Origin of the sequence: Parabacteroides hominis, from assembly GCF_014287585.1 — a bacterium.
Classification (GTDB): Bacteria; Bacteroidota; Bacteroidia; order Bacteroidales; family Tannerellaceae; genus Parabacteroides; species Parabacteroides hominis.
On the sequence record NZ_JACOOJ010000022.1, the window covers coordinates 24,428 to 45,240 of the forward strand.

Below are 20,813 nucleotides of genomic sequence, written 5' to 3' on the forward strand. Positions count from 1 at the left end.
ATTAACCCCTCCGATATTTAAAGACTACCTGTTTCTTTACCGCTTCATCAATAGCATCGGCTTCATAGAGTATTCTACTACCGACACGTTTGGCAACTATAAGCCCATCTTTAGTGAGCCTTGCCAATGTAGGCAAAGTCACATGAAGTAAATCCGCTGTTTCTTTCCGACTGTAGAACCGAGGTTCTCTCTTAGCCGTTGCAGATAACACCCTTTCAGATACTCTATCTACAATCACGTCTATAAATGGAGCAAAGAAGCTCATTACAACTGCTTGCTGGTCTAAGTTATTCATATTCGTACTCTTTATAATTAGTTAGTAGTCTTACATGACTTTGCCGACGGTATGTAATTGACCACCTTCTTTATGTCCAGAGCGGCTTCTCTGAAAAAGAATATGCAAATAAAATAACAGAAACCCGGAACAACGAAAATATTTATCGCTGATACATGACAATAGAGCTATTGTCGTAAAATAGAATAAAAAAGCACATAAAAAAAGTTGATAACCTTTTGCAGAATTACCAACTTTGATTATAATAAAGAAAAAACGAACTTATTTAGCGACTCTTAATTTCGTGAAGTAATTTTCTTTTGCAGCAATCATACTCTTTTCTGATTCATCCAACTTAAGATATGTTTTTAACTGCTGTTCGCTACTATGTCCAGTAATAGCCATAATAGAACTAAGGGATGCACCAGCCTTTTGCATATTGGTCGCAAGGCTTCTACGGCAGGTGTGAGTTTTCAGTAAGTCACAGAACCGTTTCTTTGCGGTGTATTCCATCGCTCCCCGTTGTTCTTCCAGTTCTACTATCTCCGTCCAACCTAAAGCCTCGCCAATCTCTTTAATATGGTCGTTTATCTTTTGATCGTAAACTTTTGGTAGTTCACCGTTATATTTATTGAGAATAGCATCAACTCGATAATCCAAAGGAATATACACTATATTCCCGGTCTTCTCCTGTTTCAACTTAATATAACGGTTCCCGTCAGTGAGGGTAACGATCATCTTTGCATTGATACGCTTATAGTCACTGACACGCTGCCCGGTCAGGCAGCCAACAACAAACACATCTTTTACTTTTTCCCATGCCGGACAATTAGATAAATCATATTCATAAAGTTCTTGTATCCGTTCTTCTGTCAGGTAGACATTATCAACATCTTTGTAGATGACATCAAACCCAGATCGTACGTTGCTGGCATCCATTAGCTTTAATTGCTCGGCTGCATAACAGATCGTTTTGCAAATCTTTACCATTCTGGCAATAGTATTAGGGGAATATTCTTTGTCGGTCAAGAATAATCGAAAATCATTGTAGAACTCAATTGTTAAATCTGCAAAATCAACAACTCTTAACCTTGCTTCCTGATATGCTTTGAATTGTGAGTGAAAGCCCTTATAACTTTTTACTGTTCCGGGTGATACGTTAGTAGTACCGCCTTTTTTCTTGCGCTTCCCTGTTTCGCACTCATGGATGAATTGAACAATGAAGTCATTGAAGTTTGTAGCTTGCTCTTCTTCCAATGCTTTTGCCTCAGCTTCTGCACGTTCCTTTTCTGCTGCGATCTGTTCTGCATACACTATTTTATGAATACGCTCTTTAGCCATGTCAGAAGTAATAGCTACACCATTCTTTATAAGAGCATCAACCATAGCTGAAATAGCATCAAGTTTGATAAAGAGGTCTTTGCCTTTACCATTCCTGAAAGCTGTTAATGCTTTTGCACCAGTCAAAGACTTATTCCATTCCCTGATATCAACTTCTACCCCTGTAGACACCCGAATGTTTATCTTTGGCACTCTGTTTTGTATGCGAGCGTATAAGGTTGCATATCCTTCGCTTTTATCAGTTCTTAGAATGAATGTAGCCGGCATATCTTTGTCATTAAAATTGGTACTACAAATATAGAGGTTCTTTTTAATTTGGTACTACATTGGTACTACAATCTTTTATCTTATTTTATTTCTCTTTCTTTTGCAAATAAAACAATATGCTAATTTCCAAACATATACACATTTATTCTTTTATTAATAAAATAAGCAAAATCAAGAAAAAGAGGTTCGCCAGGAACCTCGATAAAAACAAAAATGGTACTACATTGGTACTACAATTAAAAAATAGACTCTATTACTTCGTTGGTGATAGAGTCTATTTTTTGTCTCTCTCTCTTCATAATATTATCATATAAATAAAGTTGGCGCTCCCATTCTCACGAACAAAAGCACCTGCAATCTTAACTTTTATATTATGGATTATTCTATATGATTATTATCTGTATTATAATATGTTATGTATCCAAATTGATCAACCTCAATGTTTATCTCTAAAATAAAGGCATAGGTTACGGGGTTACGGTTACAGTGATATCATACACATTATAAATCAATGAATTAAGCGTATTTTTACCGTAACCTCAACATTTGCTCCCGGCATTCCATCAAAGGACAGATTCAAAGACCATGCTGGGTATGGCTGGTGCTACTTAAAGCCTATTTAAACGCACATAACAGATGCCTTACTTAAGGTGATAACCTCTAATATCGATCTGCTTATGTCCTCAGAAGAAGTGCACCCAAAAAGTGACTCTTTATCCCTCACCTGTCCCGCATTGCGGTAAGGATATTAAGATTAAAGTAGAATGAGTAAAATATATTAGAAGTTTGCTTTTTGCGCATAAATATATTACTTTTACAATACAATATAATATGAAAGCTGTAGTAAGAAAACAAACTTCTTTTCGTTTGCGTGAGGACTTGTTGCAAATCTTACAGGAACAAGCCAAGAAAGCAAACAGGAGCCTGAATAATTTTGTAGAGAGTACTTTGATGGACGTAATGTATACCGAACCGAATACGGAAACGATTGCAGCCATAAGGGAAGCACGCACGACTAAGAATAAAGAAACGTTCGACAGTGTGGATAGCTTGATGGAGGAATTAATGAAGTGAAAAAGAAATTACACCCAACAAGCCAGTTTAAGAAAGATTTCAAACGTATTCAGAAATTCCCCCAAAAAATTGCAACTTTTGAATATATCGCAAATCTACTCATAAACGACCAGCCGATTCCACAAGAATACAAACCTCGCATGTTGAAAGGTGAGTATAAAGGTTGTATGGAATGCCATGATAGAAGGGGATTTTCTTCTTATATGGATTGATGGGGATATAATTGATTTACTTAGAATTGGGAGCCACTCCGAATTATTCGGTAAGAAAAGATAGATTATCAACGATAGCGAAGCTATGATATTGCTGGCACATCTGCGGAATATTTAGGCAAATACTCCCTTTTATGCACCTTCAACAATGGAGAAAAGAGATTTCTAAAAAGGGTGACGTTTTTATATATAGTTACAATGTGTTTTTTAGAATACGTGCAAACACTTCTTCCCGAAAGTTACGGGCTACGGGAATAGTTTGCTTTCCAACTACGATCTGATTGCCATCTATCATATCAATCTTTTCCAAGTTAATCAGATACGATTTATGAACTTGTAGAAAGACGGCTTTAGGTAGAGCTTCTGCCATACGCTTCATGGTGGAACGCACCAGTAATTTGGCACTTTCCGTATAGATGCAAACATAATTCTCCAAACCTTCTACAACGAGAATATCCTTAAAGAACACTTTATGCATCTGCCGGTCCGAGCGGACAAAGATATAATCAGTCGCTTCCTCCTGCCGCTCTTCTTGTTGCAGAAGACCATGTACTTTGTTTACTGCTTTCAAGAAACGTTCGAACGAGATTGGTTTCAGCAGATAATCCGCAACATCAAGTTCATAACCTCTCAACGCATACTGCTCGTAAGCAGACGTGATAATGACATGAGGCGGATTAGCGAGAGACGACAACAGTTCAAGTCCTGAAAGGTAAGGCATTTCAATATCCAGAAACAGTAAGTCCGGTCGCTCGGTCTGCAAAAGAGTATTCAGTTGCATAGCATCTTCACACACTGCCGTCAAGGTCAGGAAATCCACCTTTTCTACATAGCTTTTCAACCCTTTGCGTGCCATGGGTTCATCATCGGTTATCACACATTTTATTTGCATAGACATCTATCTTTATCACAAGTTCTACTTTAAACAAAGTTTTCTCTTTCTTTATACCCAACGTATGGCAGTCGGGATAAAGCAACTCCAATCTACGTTGCAGATTCTCTATACCGATACCCTGCTTCTCTTTAAGAGGTAGCGGCGCGGATATGGAGTTCTCAATATAAAAATGCAACCACCCATCCTTCAGCCGCATATCCAATGCAATGTGATACTCTCCTCCCACATATTTGAATGCATTTTCCACTAATGGAACAAACAGCAAAGGATATATTTCCTGCTCTTGCAATGCCTCGTCAAAATGAGCCTGCAACTTCAAACGTTCGGTGCTGCGGAGTTTCCACAAGCTGATGTACTTTCTCAAATACTCTATTTCCGCACGCATCGTCACCTTATCCCCCTCATTATACAACTGATAGCGGAGTAAATCAGATAATATCTCCAATGTCCGGCGAGGAACTTCATTCTTCTCGTCAATCTGGAAATAAACGGTATTCAGCGCATTAAACAAGAAATGAGGATGGTATTGCGCTTTCAGAAATTTCAATTCCGTCTGTAATTGGTCATTCTTTATCTTTTCCAATTGCAGGCGCTGGACTTCATTTTCTTTCTGTATCATTCGATTGCGCATAAAGGTATAATAAAAGCCTCCGAGCAGAATGCTCACGACAACCGGAATGGGAACATCATATAAGTCAAGCTTGAGTCCCATCAGTAAACGAATAATCCACATCGCCAGGAGACACCAGAACGGAGTAGCCAGAAAGACAGCCCCATACTCTTTCCACCATGCCAGTCTCTTCCTGCGACAGAAACGAAGCCAGCACTTCATAGAAAAAAGTATCGGATAGGACATGGCGAACACCACCAGCATATCCTTCAACATAAAGTCCCACTCATTTCCCTCCCAGTAATATTCGCGCTTCGGAATGTCATTCGCCACACGGATACACAAAAAAAGAACCACGGCAAACGATGCCGGCATTAACCATCTGTTCCACTGTTTGTTCATAGCAACTACAAATTTACTCTTTTTGTTTCATCTACTTCACTTTTCCGTCTGCTTTCTTCCACCTCACTGCCCTTTTGAAAACGCCATGTGAAGGCAATACCCAGTACGCGCCTGTTAGGACGTTCGTCTACAAAAGCCTGTGTACCGATAGCCCGGACATCCACCTTTTGCCAATTGGTATCAAATATATCTTTGGCAAACAAGGTTACAGAGCCTTTGCCACGAAACACCTTCTTCCGGATACCCACATTCATTTCAAATGCAGGGTGAACAGTCGCTTGCCCATAAGCCATTCTTCCGTTATAGCTTGCCGAGAGTTCCGCCGACCACGAAGGAGTAAAAGTGAACTGGTTAATGCTACTGAATATCGGAGTAAACGTACGGTTCTTCAATTTATTACCCTGTTCCGTCCAGTGGTAATCGTTATACATACCGATAGCCGTCAGGTTCATCTTCCAGAAAGAAGCCAGTTCAAGATTGGCAGCATGAACGCGTATACCTGTTTGCGTATAGGATGAAATATTTTCGGGTATCACGTAAATACATTGGTTCTCCCGTTCCTGATAGCTTTTCATAATGGCATCCTCCGTACGCGAGCAAAAGAAGACCGTTTGAAGCCAACCACGATACACATAAGCCAGCTCCATATTATCGGAGAAAGAAGGGTGCAGCTTTGTATTTCCTCCTTCATGGGTATACTCGTCAAAAATATAAGTAAAAGGATTCAGATCATTATAATTGGGGCGGGTAATGCGTCTGCCATAAGAGAATTGAAATGTATGATTAGAAGCCCCATTGTACTGCAAAGATAATGTAGGAAACAAATGAAGATAATTCGTGGTAAACGAAGAATCCTTTTGCACCGTGTTCCCTCCGAAATCGCCGTGCACGCGGGTATGTTCCAGCCTCAGCCCTGCCGCAAGTTTCAAACGGTCAGTTTCATAACCAGCTTGCAAGTAGGCTGCATTCATATTTTCGTCATACACAAAGCGAGAGCCAAGCGAGCCATCGGGCAGCCAACCGGAAACGGACGGACGCATATAACCCGCCGTATTGTCTATCGCCACAAACGAAGCCTTTCCTCCTACCTGTAACTTCCACCTCTCATTCAAAGGATAGACGGCGTCTGCCTGCCCAATATATAAGTTGATATTTCCCTGCATATCCCCTTTCAACGTATCCGGTTTAAAGCTATCCATCAGCTGGTTTTCAGTTCTATAGTAATGAAAATAATCAAAAGAAGCACTAATCTCTCCACCCTCTTTCTGTAGTTTGTGCACCATATTGGTGCTTAATGAGAGATTTCTCCGGTCGCAGTCTGTATGGCTATAGGTATTTCCTGCCGTTTTTCTTTCCTGAATCTCCGTAAACATATCGGCATTCTCTTTCCGTCCGAAGATATTTCCGCTAAAGGAAGTTCCCCAAACAGTACGTTTATTGAGATAGAAATCACATCCGGTACGCAAATAATGCGAATCGGTTTCCCGTTTCCGATAAGAGTCCTGCGTCATTCTTTCTTCATCCCGGCTGAAAGCACGGTCGATGAACATGTCAATGACATTCTTTCCCCGATAATAAGAATAGGTCAGATAAAAATTGAACTTATCTTCACGAATGTTCATAGAAACACTGCCATAACCACTGCCCGACCGACCTAAACTACCGTTACCGTTCAAGCTCAGATTCATGCCACGCAACTTGATTTTCCTTGTACGGATGTCAATCAGTCCGGTACTGCCTGCCGCATCATAAAGTGCAGAAGGTTGGGTTATCAAATCAATCTTATCGGTATTGGTAGCAGGAGTGGATTTCAATAAGCTCATCAGTTCATCTCCCGAAAGGTAAGTGGGCTTGCCATCCATCAGGATTGTTGCACCACTCTGCCCGTTCAACAGAACATTTCCACCGGAATCTATCATCACCCCCGGCAAGGAAGATAATACGTCATAGAGGCTTCCGGTGCTTTGAGTGATGGACGCATCCATCCGATAAGTCGTCTTTCCGGCAGACATTTCTACTAACGGTAGTTTAGCAGTCACCACCACTTCTTTCAAACGCTGGTCGGCAATCGTATCTTGTTGCTGCGACCAAGCCACTAAGGATACACCTGACAAGAGGATTCCTAAAAATAGAGTTCTATACATATTCTTTATCTTCTTGTTTCAAAAGTAGTGAGAGAAACAAGACTGACAAATTATAGTGACGAAAGGAAGATATCTGGTGACAAGTGGACAGCCTGGTCGTAGGATACTCGATAGACCGTGAGAATGCCGGAATGTATCGCACAGTTCCGGTTATGATTTCAGGTAGTACACACATGCCGCCGCAACCCTATCTGAAAGGTAGTAATGACGCAAAGGTAAACTACTACAAGGCTTTGGAAAAGTCACATACGGAACAGTTGCCGAAGGAAAGTTTTGGCGAAGCTAAAGAAATTAGATGTGTTTGCCCTGACTTATTTGTTGGAAAATTAAAAAACAATCCTTAAATTCGTAAGATTAAATAGCTGGCTATATGAATGAAAGCAAAACATATCGGAGAAATACGATAATATCTTCCGTTAGGCAAATGTCTCCTAATAATCCGGAGGTACAATTCGTCGATAACCGCCCGTCGAAATTCTCCGGAATGCTTACTGATTCCGGGTTCGTGGATAACCGGTTGAAAACAAGTCTGCCGATTCAGAGAAAGATTTATTTTTTAGCAGACGGAAAGGAGATCGGAAGACCAGCAAATAAGCAGGAAGGAATAAGATATAATAAAGTAAAGAAACAATTGCTTGAAGATACTTTCGTTTGTAGTCACCGTACTTTTTTTGAACAAAATCGATTAGTCACGAAAAACGATTTCGATAAAGCAATTAAGGATGATCTGGAATCCAATGACAAAACTTTGTTAGTAAATAAGGATGATTCTGTTTTGACTGGTGCTTCATTTGTCATAAATGCAACAGATAAGCTCGGTCCGAATCCAGATAATTTTAAAGTGGATAAACCGAATCCGGGTGATATTAAAATCGAAACGACAGGCTACAGGAATACATATAAACCTCTGCCTTTGAATTTAGGAAAGAAACCCACGGGTTATGTAGCGAATATCGTCTCTTATTATGCTGAAAACGGAGTGAAGGATATAACGAAAAGATATTTTGATGATGCTATTTCTGGTGAAGATGAAGAAAAAGCGAAACGACTGAGTGTGGTTGTCGGTCTAAATTCGTTCAGTCCCATCATAAAGGATGATTATGAAACGAGAAAAAAAGATGTATCGAAAAAGTTAGCGGAATTGACTCTTCCCCAATATCCGATTAATTTTCAAGGATTTGGTTTTTTATGGGAACCTTGTTGGAAGTTGAATGGCAAACATATTCCTAACTTCAATATAAGGTGGGCGCTTGAAAATACTCCGAATGTGGATGATCGGAACGCAAATTTCAGAGTGAAACAAAAAGATCTTTTTGCAAACTTACCGTACGGCGTATTCCGTGAAACTGTAATGGCAAGCAGTCGTACACATTTTTTAGTCGACCGGTTGAAGCTCTATAACAATCCAGTCTACATCCATTCCGGCGATGGCGATTCGGTCAGCCTCAAAGTTCCCAACGATACTGATACTGGTACCGGTACTACAGGAATTCTTGATAAAATGGACGAACATTTGGGAACAAATGGAACCGGGGCAAAGATTGTTATCGGCGGGTATAACCTTTATAATTTAAATGAGCAGAAGTTGATTGTCGAGATTGTCAAGGCGGAAAGTAATATTACCTTTTATGCGGACGGTTCGGAAATCGATAAGAAAAAGCCATCGGATGATTTAAGTCGTTATTCTGAAAATAACGCAGCTTTTATTCAGGCTAAAATCGGACAGATCGTCCATAACACTCAAGTAGGTAATCGTTACGACCGCATTATCCGTAATGCGATAAGCAAGATTTATCCTAAAATGCTTTATCCGACCGAACCGAATATGTTGATAAAAGCATACGATAGTCTGGATAGTACCGATTTCTTCCAAACAAGTTTCTTCGACGAAGAACATAGGTTGAAACAGCAGGGGAGCTTGTGGGGAATGGGCGCGTCAGAAGGCCGTGTATTCAAAGAAAATATGGAGAAGGAGTACGAACAGAAGCCGGATGCGTCTGGTATCGGTTTTGTCGATTGGGCGAAAGGGGCTTCTTTGCCGACAGACCCGCGAGGCTTCGACCGGCATATCTTGATTTCTGGATATGAAAAATATCCGGAAAAAGTAGAAGACTTCTCTCCGGCTCAGGTACATGCGGCAGGCCAATTAGGGCAAGATATACCGCTTGTCGAAGCTGCTGTACAACAAGCGCAGTCTTATGCCAGCGCATACAGGTTGGCGGAATTATATGCGCAAACCCTGACTTCGGAAAGGGTGAAAAAGGAACAAATCAGAAACAATGTCTTGCCGGCATTCAAGACTGTGGAGAACATGGTGTCCTCAATGATGATGGGAAGTAACGATTTGGAGTTTGCAAGCCAGAATACAGGCCAGGAACTTCCGGATCAAATTGCAAAAGTTATCTGTAATGAGTTAATGGAGAGTTTTAAATATTACAACGAAATTCCATAAAAACAATCCTTCTTTTCAAGTCACAAGTAATATGGCCAATTATTCCTATCCGATTTGACAGTATATCCATATCCATGAATTTGTCTTAATAGGCTTGGGCAGAAACACTGTAAGTTTCAATAGTTTCTTTTATTCTATCATTGTAAAGTATTTCATTTTCCATAATTTTCTTTTTCCATGTGGATTAAAAAGATTCCATCTATTTCTTTTTTGTAGACAACATGATAACCGACTTTGGTATATAGATGTAGAGTATTTGGCGTTTCTTCTCCGGTGGTCAGCAAAAAGGATTGGCACGGCAAGGAGTTATATTGCTCGTGCTTTAGGAATTGAGTTTATTTCTATATCTTGTCGGTCTAAAATCCGCCAGGAACCTTAAAAAATCCTCTTAGCAAGTTTTTGTTAAGAGGATTTTTTATTTTTGTCCGGTAATTGGGAATTAAAAGGATAAGATTATGCATTACAAGATCACGACACTCGTGGAGAATGCCGTTTACGGGCGGAACTTACAGGCGGAACACGGGCTATCATTGCTCATTGAAAACGGCGGGTATAAAATATTATTCGATACGGGGCAGTCGGATCTGTTTATCCGCAATGCAACGCTTTCGGGTATCGACATTGCAGAGGTGGATTTCCTTATCCTGTCGCATGGACACAGTGATCATACAGGGGGATTGAGGCATTTTCTTACCGTCAATAAGAAAGCTCCGGTTATCTGTAAACAGGAAGCCCTTTACCGGAAATTTAAAGATAAACGGGAAAACGGAGTCATCGATCCGGGTCTGCCTGACTTGTCCCGTTTCCGTTTTATCACCGGAAAAACGGAGCTTGTTCCCGGATTGTTCCTATTCCCGGACCTTCCGGTTATAAATCCTGAAGATACTCACTTCAAACGGTTCTTCACCCAAACGCCCGAAGGAGTTGTTCCCGATATTTTCAATGACGAACTGGCGGTCGCACTGATAGCAGAAAACACATATTCCGTATTGAGCGCCTGTTCCCACCGGGGAATCACCAATATTCTCCGGACTATCGGAAAGAGTTTTCCCGGATATACGTTCAAACTCCTGGCCGGAGGTTTTCATATCCACAATGCCCAGGACGAGAAATTCAGTATCATAGCGGACTACCTGAAAAACAATCTGCCGGAACAGATCGGCATTTGTCATTGTACGGGTATAGACAAATACGCGTTGTTCCGGCAGACATTCGGGGACCGTGTGTTTTACAACTACACGGGAAATACGTTTTATTTATAAATCTTAGCAGCCCAACCACCGCCGGGAGCCATCTTCACCTTTACCTTGCGATCGGCGGGAACCGGTATGACTTCCTTTTTATAATCGCAAGCGGCACGATCGGCATTGATGCCGTCTTTGAACAATTCCAGTTTATAGTTGCCGTCGCCTAAGAAAGACAGGTCAAGCTCTATCTCGCGCGCATCCCAGTTTGTCAAAGCACCGACATACCAGTTATCACCGTGAAGGCGGGCAATGGCTACATACTCACCCACTTTGCCATCCAGAGCAACTGTCTTTTCCCATACGGTCGGGATATTGGCGATAAATTCCGTACATTCGGGTTCCCGGTTATAGTTGGAAGGATTATCGCACAACATGTTCAGCGGAGACTCGAAGATCACATAAGTAGCCAACTGATGGCAACGCGTTCCCTGGCTCATCGGTTCGGTATAGATCGGAGCATAATTTTTACGGATCGCATTGCGCATAGCACCCTGTGTATAATCCATCGGACCGGCAACCATACGGACAAAAGGAATCGTCACGTCGTAAAGCGGCATATCATAGGTCTTTTCTGCCCATTTCATATTCTCCAAGCCATGAACGCCTTCGTAGTTGATCACGTTCGGATAAGTACGTTGCAAGCCTGTCGGTTTACAGATACCATGATAATCGACCATCATCTTATACTTTGCACAAGTTTCGGCGCCTCTGTAGAGGAAGTCGATGATCTCCTGGTCATCGCGATCCATAAAGTCAACCTTGAATCCTTTCACGCCCATATCGGAATAATGTTTCACCACTTTTTCCAGATCACGATCAAATGCGTGATAACCGGCCCAGAGGATGATACCGACATTCTTGGATTTGCCATAATTCACCAGTTCCGGAATATTGATTTCCGGGATGACCTGCATCAGGTCGGCAGCCAAATTGACAGACCAGCCTTCATCGAGAATCACATATTCGATGCCATGCTCGGCAGCGAAGTCGATATAATATTTATAGGTTTCATTGTTGATACCGGCACGGAAATCCACATCGTAGATATTCCAGTCATTCCACCAGTCCCATGCCACCTTACCCGGTTTCACCCAGGAAACATCCTGCAAACGGCAGGGAGAAGCCAGACGATACACCATATCGCAATCGGCCAACTGCTTGTCATCCTCTGAGACAACAAACACACGCCACGGGAAAGCACGCGTGCCGCTTGTCTTGGCTATGTAATCTTCGCGCTCTTCCACCAACATCTGCAAATTATTGTGACCGCCTTGCTTTTTCACTTTCGGATAAGGGGCGAACACCGGTTTCAACACCGGCTTGTCAGTCGAGTTATTCAGGAACATACCGGGATAATCTTCCAGGTCCGCCTCAGTGATACAGAGTTTCTTGCCACCGTCCAGCTCAACCAGGAACGGAAGGATCATCAGACGTTCGCTGTTCAGCTTCGTGATCGGTTCGTGTACATAAGGTTGCTCGAAAGAGTTCATGAACTGTTCTTCAAAAGTAGCCTTCTTGCTGTTCACATAAGGCGCAAAAGCCGTATGGTCGGAAGAGAAATTATAGTCGGCTTCCTCATCCACCACGACAATATCATTCTTCATCTTCGTCGTGAAACGATAGGCCAGACCATCATTGTACATACGGAAAACAAGACCGTAGTTACCCCGGAACGAAAGTGTCATTTCATTATAGACATCCTGCACTTCCGTCTTTTTATAGAAAGGAGAAGGGATCACTTTATCGACTGCCGCTTTCAGCACTTTCGATACTTTAGGGCTGGTTCCCAAGACAACCCCGTTCTGCAACGTCATGGAGATCGGAGAAGCGGCGAGAACTTCAGTCCCGTCGTGTGTAAACGAGAAACGAATATCGTCACCTACCGTAACGACAGCTTGCAGTTTTTTGTCCGGCGATTGCAACTGATAGCTTTTCTGAGCCATCAGCGACATGCTCCCCATCAGAAAGAGCGCAATAAGAGCTTTTATTTTCATGGTTTTCAAATTTAATTAACTGGCGGCAAATATACAGGATTAATCAGGAAATGCTTTTGCAAAATTGTCTTATCTTTGTTGATATTGTATCATAATACGGTTATTAAGGAGATAATGTCCATGAAAAAGCTTATTTGTTTACTGTTTTGCTGCTTGCTTTTCCTCCCGGCCGCCGCCCAATGGAAATGGCACAACCCGATGGAAGCCGGTTTTCCGGTTATCCAAAATCAAGGATTCACAAAAGAGATCGGGAGTTCTTACACGCGCTTGCCCGATCGTGCAAAAGGCGTGGTGAGCGAACCGGTATGGAACCTGTCACGGCATTCGGCAGGACTCGCCATTTATTTTTACAGTGATGCTCCGCAGATCAAAGTCCGCTACGCCGTTACCGGTAGCCTGAATATGCCGCATATGCCTTCGACCGGAGTGTCGGGGGTCGACCTCTACAGCATTAACAGCGACGGGGAATGGCATTTTTGCTTCGGCAACTATTCTTTCAAGGACACGATCACCTATACATATAATAATATAGGTAAAGACCGCTACCACAAACAAGGTTTCGAATACCGGCTCTATCTGCCCTTGTACAACGGAGTGAAATGGCTGGAGATCGGTACGCCGGAGGATGCGAAGCTGGAATTCATCCCGGTTTCTCCCGAAAGGCCGATCGTCCTGTACGGTACTTCGATCGCTCAAGGAGCCTGTGCCTCCCGTCCGGCGATGGCGTGGGGAACGATCCTCCAACGTTCGCTGGACTATCCGCTCATAAACCTCGGCTTTTCCGGCAACGGCAAGCTGGCAAAAGAAGTTTTGCAATTTATCAATGAAACGGATGCCCGGCTGTACATACTGGATTGCATGCCAAACTTGCCCAATCAGAAGGAAGAAGAGGTGACCGCTCTGGCGATCGCCGCCGTCAAGCAACTCCGCGAAAAACAGTCGGCTCCCATCTTGCTGATCGAACACGACGGATACAGCAATATGTACACAGACACCATACAGTACAGAGAAATCGCGCAGGTAAACCGCGCCTCCCGCAAGGCATACGAACAGATTCAGTCCGAAGGGATCAAAGATGTATATTATCTGACACGTGAAGAACTGGACATGCCTGCCGACGGTTGGGTTGACCACGTGCATCCGTCCGACTTCGGAATGAAGCAACAGGCGGCAGCCGTAGAAAGAAAGGTCCGGGAAATCCTGCATATCCCTTTGGGCCACCTGACGACCACCATTCCCGCCACGCAACGCCGGGAACCGCATATGTACGAATGGCGTGCCCGCCACCGTGCTATTCTGGAGCAAGTGCGCAACCATCCGCCCAAAGCGGTCATTTTAGGAAACTCGATCACCCACTATTGGGGTGGCGAACCGGAACACCGCAACAAGAACGGGCGGGAGACCTGGGAAAAAGTCATGCGTCCTGCCGGTTTCCAGAACTCAGGTTGCGGATGGGACCGTATCGAAAACGTGCTCTGGCGTGTATATCATGGCGAACTGGATGGCTATAAGGCCGGGAAAGTCGTTTTGATGATCGGCACGAACAACTGCGGCCTGAACAGTGACAAAGAGATCGTCGAAGGTCTCCGCTTCCTCCTTTCCGCCATCCATCAGCGACAACCGGAAGCCTCCGTCAAAGTGATCGGCATCCTCCCCCGCCGCAATCAGGAGCAATGGGTCAGGAACATCAACTTCGACATTAAGGAGATGGTGGAAACGGAAGGTTACGAATTTGCCAATCCGGGAACAGCCCTATTGCAGCAAGACGGCAAAATAAACGAAAGTCTGTTTATAGGTGACGGCCTCCATCCGAACAACAAGGGGTATGAATTGATTGCCGGAGAGATCTCATCCCCCAACAAAAGTTTTTGAAAAATAATCCTTCATTCCTTCATCTGTACACTTAAATATTTTGTATTCACGTTATTACAGATGAAGGAAATAATATTAATACTGCATCTATCAGCAGCTATTTAAGATCAAATAGCCATTCTCTTAACACAAACCTGCCTGCTTCTATTTCAACCGTCAACTATCGAATGCTTGTTCGACAGCAGTCAAACGCTTGTTTGTCAAATATCGGACAAGCGTTTGACTATTGTCGAACAAGACCAATCATATTACTTACGCAATAAAAAGCTATGAGACAAGACATAAAAATCCTTCATCTTTAAAGTTCTTATTTACAAGACAGTAACACCTTAGATGAAGGAATGAAGGATTATTTTTTAAAAAATTTTGTTGAAGAGATCCGATCGTAGCAACAAAGAGAAGTGTCTTTCATCTCCGCTCAGGAACAGGAAACATGCAACCCGTCGTAAGCCAGATGAACATGAGGCGGCAACTCCTTCTCGACCTCCGCATGCAATCCGATACGGTGGCTCATGTGGATCAGATACGTTTCCTTCGGCCTTATCCGTTCGATATTGGCAAGCGCTTCCTCCAGCGATTCGTGCGTAGGATGGGAACCCCGGCGAAGGGCGGTCAGGATCAATACATCCAAGCCTTCCAGTTTGGCATACTCTTCTTCCGGAAGATATTTCACATCTGTCAGGTAAGCCATATTCCCGATACGATACCCTAAGATCGGCAATTTCCCATGCATCACCCGGACCGGCGTAACCGGGATTCCGGCAACCACAAAAGGCTCGTTCCCGATCCGGTGAAGTTCCAGGTTCGGAACTCCGGGATATTTATGGGCACGGAACACATAAGGGATGCGCGTCTCGATAGCTTCCGCCACATTATCTTCCGCATACACGTCCACACCCCTTTCACGACAGAAAGGGCGCAGGTCATCCAGTCCGCCGACATGATCGTAATGTTCGTGCGAAATCAGAACCGCATCCAGATGATACGTCTTGTTGCGGATCACCTGCCAACGGAAATCCGGGCCGCAATCCAGCAGAATCCGTTTACCATCCGTCTCCACCAGTACGGACGTACGCAGACGCCAATCCCGTTTATCCGAACTGGTACACACCTCACATTGACAACCGATTTCGGGAACTCCGGTAGAAGTCCCCGTCCCTAAAAACGTAATTTCCATTTATCCTACATATTTTACCTCAGGCATAATCTCGATACCGAACCGGTCATGAACAGCCGTACGAATACTTTCGGCAACCAGTGCGATCTCGTGTCCTTTGGCTTCACCCAAATTAACCAACACCAATGCCTGCTTTTCATATACACCGACCGCACCATGAGATTTACCTTTAAAACCACATTGTTCGATCAACCAGCCTGCCGGGACCTTCACCTTCCCCTCTCCCGCCGGGTAAGACGGCATATCCGGATATTGCTCCTTCAGCTTCTCATAACGGGCAACCGGAATAACCGGGTTCATAAAGAAACTTCCGGCATTTCCCAACTCATCGGGATCAGGCAATTTCTGACGACGGATCGAGATCACGGCATCCCGCACTGCTTGCAGCGTTATCTCAGGATACTTAGCCAGTTCCTCCTTCAAATTACCGTAATTGACAGAGAATCGAGGCTTTTTGCTCAAGCGTATATTGATATAAGTAACGATGTGCGGGTCGTTATGCTCATTCTTGAAGAAGCTGTCCCGGTAACCATAGAGGCATTCTTCATTCGTAAACGTACGTTTCTCGAACGAAAGCCGGTTATACGTCTCCACCGTCTCGACCACATCCTTGATTTCCGTACCGTACGCCCCGATATTCTGGATAGCGGCAGCTCCGGCTTCGCCCGGAATGTTGGACAGGTTTTCTATTCCTCCCCAACCTTTGGACACGGCATAAGCGACTACATCGTCCCATTTCTCGGCAGCCCCGATGCGAAGCAGTACCGAATCGTCCGTCTCTTCCGCAACAGAGATACCCTTGATCTGCGAATGCAGGATAATCCCGTTAAAATCATTTATGAATAACAGATTACTGCCACTCCCGATATGCAACGACAAACATTCCTGAAAATATTCGTCCCGGAAGATCCGTCCCAGTTCTTCTTCATTCGTATATTCCATAAACCAACGGGTCTTCACCGGAAGGTGAAAAGTATTATGTTTCTCCAGCGAGTAATTCTCTTCTATTCTCATTTTGCGTATGTTTTATTTTGCAGGACAAAAGTAACGATAAATATCAAATCAATCAGCAGGTATATAAAAAAGCCTCTCAAATATCGCAACCAAAGGCTATTTAACATTTTTTGTTCCGCAAATCGTAACAAATGTATACACGCGTTGTTAAATAAGAAATGAACACTTATTTCTTTATATGCAAAAAGTTATACAACATATCAAAGAAAAGCGTACATTTGTCTTGAATATCATTAATTAAATAGAAACATTCATGAACAAAGCAGAATTGATTGAGGCTCTGGCCCAGAGATCGGGATTACAGAAACAAAAAGCGAAGAAAATGTTGGACGCTTATGTCGACATCGTAACAGAAGCTATGTCTCACAATGAGGAGATTGTATTGATCGGTTTCGGTACATTGATACCGCGTCCGCAGACAGAGCGTTTAGCTCGTAACCCTAAGACTGGTACACCGGTTATGATTCCGGCCAGAACAACTGTAAAATTTAAACCGGGTAAATATTTGCTGGATGCAATTAACAAACCCGGAGAAAAGAAGTAATGCTTTTTTTACCTGACAAAGGGAGGCAACCTAAAAAAGGTTGCCTTCTTTTTTGCGACCTGTCCGAATTATGAGTAATTTCGACGCCGGAAAATGACAATTCAATCATGAAAATAGTTAATCTCGGAGAATCAAACTCGGTGTTAAACCGATTTGTCGCAGAATTGCGCGACGTCAATATACAAAAAGACAGTATGCGTTTCCGTCGCAACATCGAGCGGATCGGTGAAATCATGGCTTACGAAATCAGTAAGGATTTCACTTACAGCACAAAAGACATTCAATCTCCCTTAGGGATAGCACCGATGAATACTCCCGACGATTCAGTCGTCATCAGTACGATCCTGCGTGCCGGGCTTCCCTACCATCAGGGGTTCCTCAGCTATCTGGACAATGCGGAAAATGCATTCGTTTCCGCCTACAGGAAATACAAGGACCGCCTGAATTTCGATATTCATATCGAATATATCGCTTCTCCCCGTTTAACGGATAAAACATTGATTATAACAGACCCGATGCTGGCTACCGGCAGTTCTATGGAACTGGCCTACGAAGCATTGCGCACCAAAGGCCACCCGGCGCATATCCATGTCGCTTCCATCATTGCCAGCAAACAGGCAATCGAATATATCCAACGTAAAATGCCGGACGACATCACGACCGTATGGGTAGCGGCTATCGACAACGAGCTGGACGATCATTCTTACATCGTTCCCGGGTTGGGCGATGCCGGCGATTTGTCCTACGGTGAAAAAGAATAAGATATAAGTCTAACGGGGTAAAGTAAACCAGAAACGGGAGCCCTTCCCTTCTTCGGAGCTTACCCCGATTTTTCCGCCTACCTGTTCTATTATGCTCTTGCAGATCGAGAGTCCCAAACCTGTCCCCTGCTTGAAACTATCTCCTTTATAGAAACGATCGAACACATGCTGCTGCACTTCCGGCGACATGCCGTCTCCGGTATCTGTCACAGAAAATTCAATTTCATCCTGGCGTACCTCGTAACCAAGCATGATCGTTCCCTTACTGGTATGCTTGATGGCATTATTAATAAAGTTGGATATGATCTGTGTCAGCCTCACCTTATCACAACGCATAATATAGGAAGGCAGGTCCGGAGCCATACAGAGCGCGACTTCCGCCGGCACTTTGATACGCATCGAAACGACCAACTCTTTACACAACTCCCGCAGGTCGACCTCGACAAGTTTCAATTCTATTATACCGGATTCTATCTTTGCCAGATCCAGCACATCGGAGATCAACTGCAACAACAGTTCATTGTTTTTCTGGATAATCCCGACAAATTGCTTCTTTTCTTCCGGATCGTCCGTATCGACCAGCAACGTAGAGAAACCGACAATAGCATTCAGCGGAGTCCGGATCTCATGGCTCATATTGGCAAGGAATGCAGATTTCAAACGGTCCAACTCCTCCGCTTTCTCGCGCTGCATCTGTGTCTCCTTTAACTCGGTAATATCATAGTTCACACAAATCATTTCCAACTTTGCCGGGTCGGCAGACTGTGTATTCCGCATCACATTCACACGAGTCCAACGCCAACCGTCCCCATGCTTCACCCTTAATTCTTTCCGAATACTATCAGACCGTCCTTTTTTTACCTGCTCAAAGAAATTAAGCATAGCCTTTCGATCTTCCGGATGAATCCGGTTATAAACACCTATAACTTCCGATAACGGCGTTCCTTCTTTTTCTCCTAAATTCTGATACCACTGGTCGATAGCATACCCTTCGCAACTCAACAAATCAAATTTAGCATATCCTACTTTCGCAAAACGACTGACCAAACTGAAAAAATGCTCAAACTCTTCGATACGGTTATAAGCGACAGCCTTATCCGTATTATCAAGATTGATAAACATATAATTAATCAGATCGCCATGTATATCATAAAGCATGCTGACTTTCGTGAAAATATCGATCGTACCGCTCTTTGCCGTCGGATAAAAAGCATCTTTTTTAATGGTATTAAACGAATAATCCAGATGGAAAGAGACAGGCTCCTGGCAAACCAGTTTTTCTCGTATCTCATCACTAATCATCGGATTTTCAAAGATATTGACACCTAAAACAGACTCTTTGGAGGGAAGGCCGAAAATCTCGACATCCATATTATTCAGATCCACCAAATAACCGTTTTTGTCATACAGCTCGATACCGACCGGTATATTGGTATAGATATTCCGAAGCAACTTTTCACTATGATCCAACGCTTCATTGGTACGGGCCATCTTCGTTATTATACTGATGATATTGGAAATAGACGATAGCCATTGATAATCCTCCAGACTCCACATACGATATCTATCCACTATATCGATCCCCATATATCCCCAAGGCTCACCTTTGATTATCAACGGTATCAAAATCAAGGAGCAAGTGCCGCGCGCTTTCAGGTAACGTTTTTCCTCAACTGCTTCAGGAGGTAATTCATCCAGATTATTAATCAGAATCGGATATAAATTCCGTATTTTCCGCGTAGACCACGGCAATGTCGAAACCGGAATATTTTGCAGAGACGTACGAACAGGCTCAATCCCTTCACTACACACCTCATATGTGCAGCCGATCTGCCCTTCATCTTCATATTCCATAATATATACACGCCCTTTCGTATCGATCGAAAACAGAATCTCCGTAAGAGCCAAATGGATCGATTTGTGCAAATCATTTGTCTGGATAAAAGAATGCAAGGCACGCGACAAGCTCCCCAAATGCCTGAGAACACTATCGACCTGCCCGTTCACAACAGGCCTGTTCTCCTCCTTTTCACTAAAAGGAATCAACTGTAAAATACCCAATACGGTCAACTTGCCGTCGGCTTCCTTTTCCCGTTTATAAATCTTTGTACGGACAAATCTATAACCATAGCAAGTTTTCATCGGAAATATCTGTTCGTATATACCAATACCTTTGAAGAAAGCAAATTCGTTGGCGATACGGTCCCGATAGTCTTCACGAATCAACAAAAGAAAATCTGCTATGGGGATTTTCGGGCCATCCAACTCCAAAAGACTAATCAAATAGTCCGAACAGATATAGCACCTTTCTTCAAAATCAGCTTTCCACCAGCCAACCTGAGCATTATCTAATATTAATTGATACTGGTCTACTTCCATGAATACGACTTTAGTTATCTTTTGTACAAAAGTCGTTATAATAAATCAGATCAACAAATTTTATTCCCCTCAATATTCAAGGCATTTCAACCCTGTAATTTATCATAAAAAAATAGCAGCATAAGCTAATTCCTGCCTATGCTGCTATTTAACT

At 43.2% G+C, this 20,813-nt stretch carries 17 protein-coding genes; 8 read left to right on the forward strand and 9 right to left on the reverse strand.

The window, feature by feature from the left end:
• Position 1: 1 nt before the first annotated feature.
• Complete coding sequence (locus H8S65_RS12660; RefSeq protein WP_186930320.1) at positions 2 to 295, reverse strand: helix-turn-helix domain-containing protein; 294 nt, start codon at positions 293 to 295, stop codon at positions 2 to 4.
• A 261-nt stretch (positions 296 to 556) separates the two neighbouring features.
• Positions 557 to 1,882, reverse strand: a complete 1,326-nt coding sequence (locus tag H8S65_RS12665; RefSeq protein ID WP_186930321.1) for a tyrosine-type recombinase/integrase — start codon at positions 1,880 to 1,882, stop codon at positions 557 to 559.
• 831 nt (positions 1,883 to 2,713) lie between these two features.
• Between H8S65_RS12665 and H8S65_RS12670 the strand changes: the two genes are divergently transcribed.
• Positions 2,714 to 2,956 (forward strand): toxin-antitoxin system protein, encoded by a 243-nt coding sequence (locus H8S65_RS12670; RefSeq protein WP_186930322.1) that lies wholly within the window; start codon positions 2,714 to 2,716, stop codon positions 2,954 to 2,956.
• Positions 2,953 to 3,168 (forward strand): type II toxin-antitoxin system YafQ family toxin, encoded by a 216-nt coding sequence (locus H8S65_RS21090; protein WP_298980489.1) that lies wholly within the window; start codon positions 2,953 to 2,955, stop codon positions 3,166 to 3,168. The genes H8S65_RS12670 and H8S65_RS21090 overlap by 4 nt, the downstream gene beginning before the upstream one ends.
• Before the next feature lie 193 nt (positions 3,169 to 3,361).
• Here H8S65_RS21090 and H8S65_RS12680 read toward each other — a convergent pair whose 3' ends face one another.
• From H8S65_RS12680 to H8S65_RS12690, 3 genes are read right to left on the reverse strand one after another with little or no spacing between them, the layout of a single operon-like run.
• A complete protein-coding gene (locus H8S65_RS12680) occupies positions 3,362 to 4,060 on the reverse strand; it encodes a LytR/AlgR family response regulator transcription factor (protein WP_186930323.1) in 699 nt (232 codons plus the stop codon).
• Complete coding sequence (locus tag H8S65_RS12685; protein WP_186930324.1) at positions 4,032 to 5,075, reverse strand: sensor histidine kinase; 1,044 nt, start codon at positions 5,073 to 5,075, stop codon at positions 4,032 to 4,034. The genes H8S65_RS12680 and H8S65_RS12685 overlap by 29 nt, the downstream gene beginning before the upstream one ends.
• A 5-nt stretch (positions 5,076 to 5,080) precedes the next feature.
• Positions 5,081 to 7,219, reverse strand: a complete 2,139-nt coding sequence (locus H8S65_RS12690) for an outer membrane beta-barrel family protein (RefSeq protein ID WP_186930325.1) — start codon at positions 7,217 to 7,219, stop codon at positions 5,081 to 5,083.
• A gap of 83 nt (positions 7,220 to 7,302) precedes the next feature.
• Here H8S65_RS12690 and H8S65_RS12695 point away from each other — a divergent pair, with 83 nt between their 5' ends.
• The 3 genes from H8S65_RS12695 to H8S65_RS12705 all read left to right on the forward strand — a co-directional run bounded on the left by H8S65_RS12695 (position 7,303) and on the right by H8S65_RS12705 (position 10,933).
• Complete coding sequence (locus H8S65_RS12695; RefSeq protein ID WP_366497828.1) at positions 7,303 to 7,563, forward strand: hypothetical protein; 261 nt, start codon at positions 7,303 to 7,305, stop codon at positions 7,561 to 7,563.
• Positions 7,564 to 7,589: 26 nt separating this feature from the next.
• Positions 7,590 to 9,671, forward strand: coding sequence for a hypothetical protein (locus H8S65_RS12700; RefSeq protein ID WP_186930326.1), 2,082 nt, complete (start codon positions 7,590 to 7,592; stop codon positions 9,669 to 9,671).
• Positions 9,672 to 10,126: 455 nt separating this feature from the next.
• On the forward strand, positions 10,127 to 10,933 hold the full coding sequence (locus H8S65_RS12705; RefSeq protein ID WP_186930327.1) for an MBL fold metallo-hydrolase: 807 nt from the start codon (positions 10,127 to 10,129) through the stop codon (positions 10,931 to 10,933).
• Here the strand turns inward: H8S65_RS12705 and H8S65_RS12710 are convergent.
• The gene (locus H8S65_RS12710; protein ID WP_186930328.1) at positions 10,924 to 12,912 is read right to left on the reverse strand and encodes a retaining alpha-galactosidase; all 1,989 of its coding nucleotides are present in this window, start codon (positions 12,910 to 12,912) and stop codon (positions 10,924 to 10,926) included. The two genes, H8S65_RS12705 and H8S65_RS12710, sit on opposite strands and share 10 nt — an antisense overlap.
• 120 nt (positions 12,913 to 13,032) lie before the next feature.
• Between H8S65_RS12710 and H8S65_RS12715 the strand changes: the two genes are divergently transcribed.
• On the forward strand, positions 13,033 to 14,784 hold the full coding sequence (locus H8S65_RS12715) for an SGNH/GDSL hydrolase family protein (protein ID WP_186930329.1): 1,752 nt from the start codon (positions 13,033 to 13,035) through the stop codon (positions 14,782 to 14,784).
• A 418-nt stretch (positions 14,785 to 15,202) separates the two neighbouring features.
• Here H8S65_RS12715 and H8S65_RS12720 read toward each other — a convergent pair whose 3' ends face one another.
• Positions 15,203 to 15,961 carry an MBL fold metallo-hydrolase gene (locus H8S65_RS12720; RefSeq protein WP_186930330.1) on the reverse strand — a complete coding sequence of 253 codons (759 nt, stop codon included), beginning with the start codon at positions 15,959 to 15,961 and terminating at the stop codon, positions 15,203 to 15,205.
• Positions 15,962 to 16,975, reverse strand: a complete 1,014-nt coding sequence (gene murB / locus H8S65_RS12725; RefSeq protein WP_186930331.1) for a UDP-N-acetylmuramate dehydrogenase — start codon at positions 16,973 to 16,975, stop codon at positions 15,962 to 15,964.
• Positions 16,976 to 17,228: 253 nt separating this feature from the next.
• On the opposite strand from murB, the gene H8S65_RS12730 reads away from it, so the two are divergent.
• The gene (locus H8S65_RS12730; RefSeq protein ID WP_186930332.1) at positions 17,229 to 17,519 is read left to right on the forward strand and encodes an HU family DNA-binding protein; all 291 of its coding nucleotides are present in this window, start codon (positions 17,229 to 17,231) and stop codon (positions 17,517 to 17,519) included.
• A 107-nt stretch (positions 17,520 to 17,626) separates the two neighbouring features.
• Entirely contained in the window at positions 17,627 to 18,280 is a 654-nt protein-coding gene (gene upp / locus H8S65_RS12735; protein WP_186930333.1) for a uracil phosphoribosyltransferase, read from the forward strand.
• Between the two features lie 9 nt (positions 18,281 to 18,289).
• On the opposite strand, the gene H8S65_RS12740 is transcribed toward upp, so the two are convergent.
• On the reverse strand, positions 18,290 to 20,659 hold the full coding sequence (locus tag H8S65_RS12740; protein ID WP_186930334.1) for a sensor histidine kinase: 2,370 nt from the start codon (positions 20,657 to 20,659) through the stop codon (positions 18,290 to 18,292).
• Positions 20,660 to 20,813 lie beyond the last annotated feature (154 nt).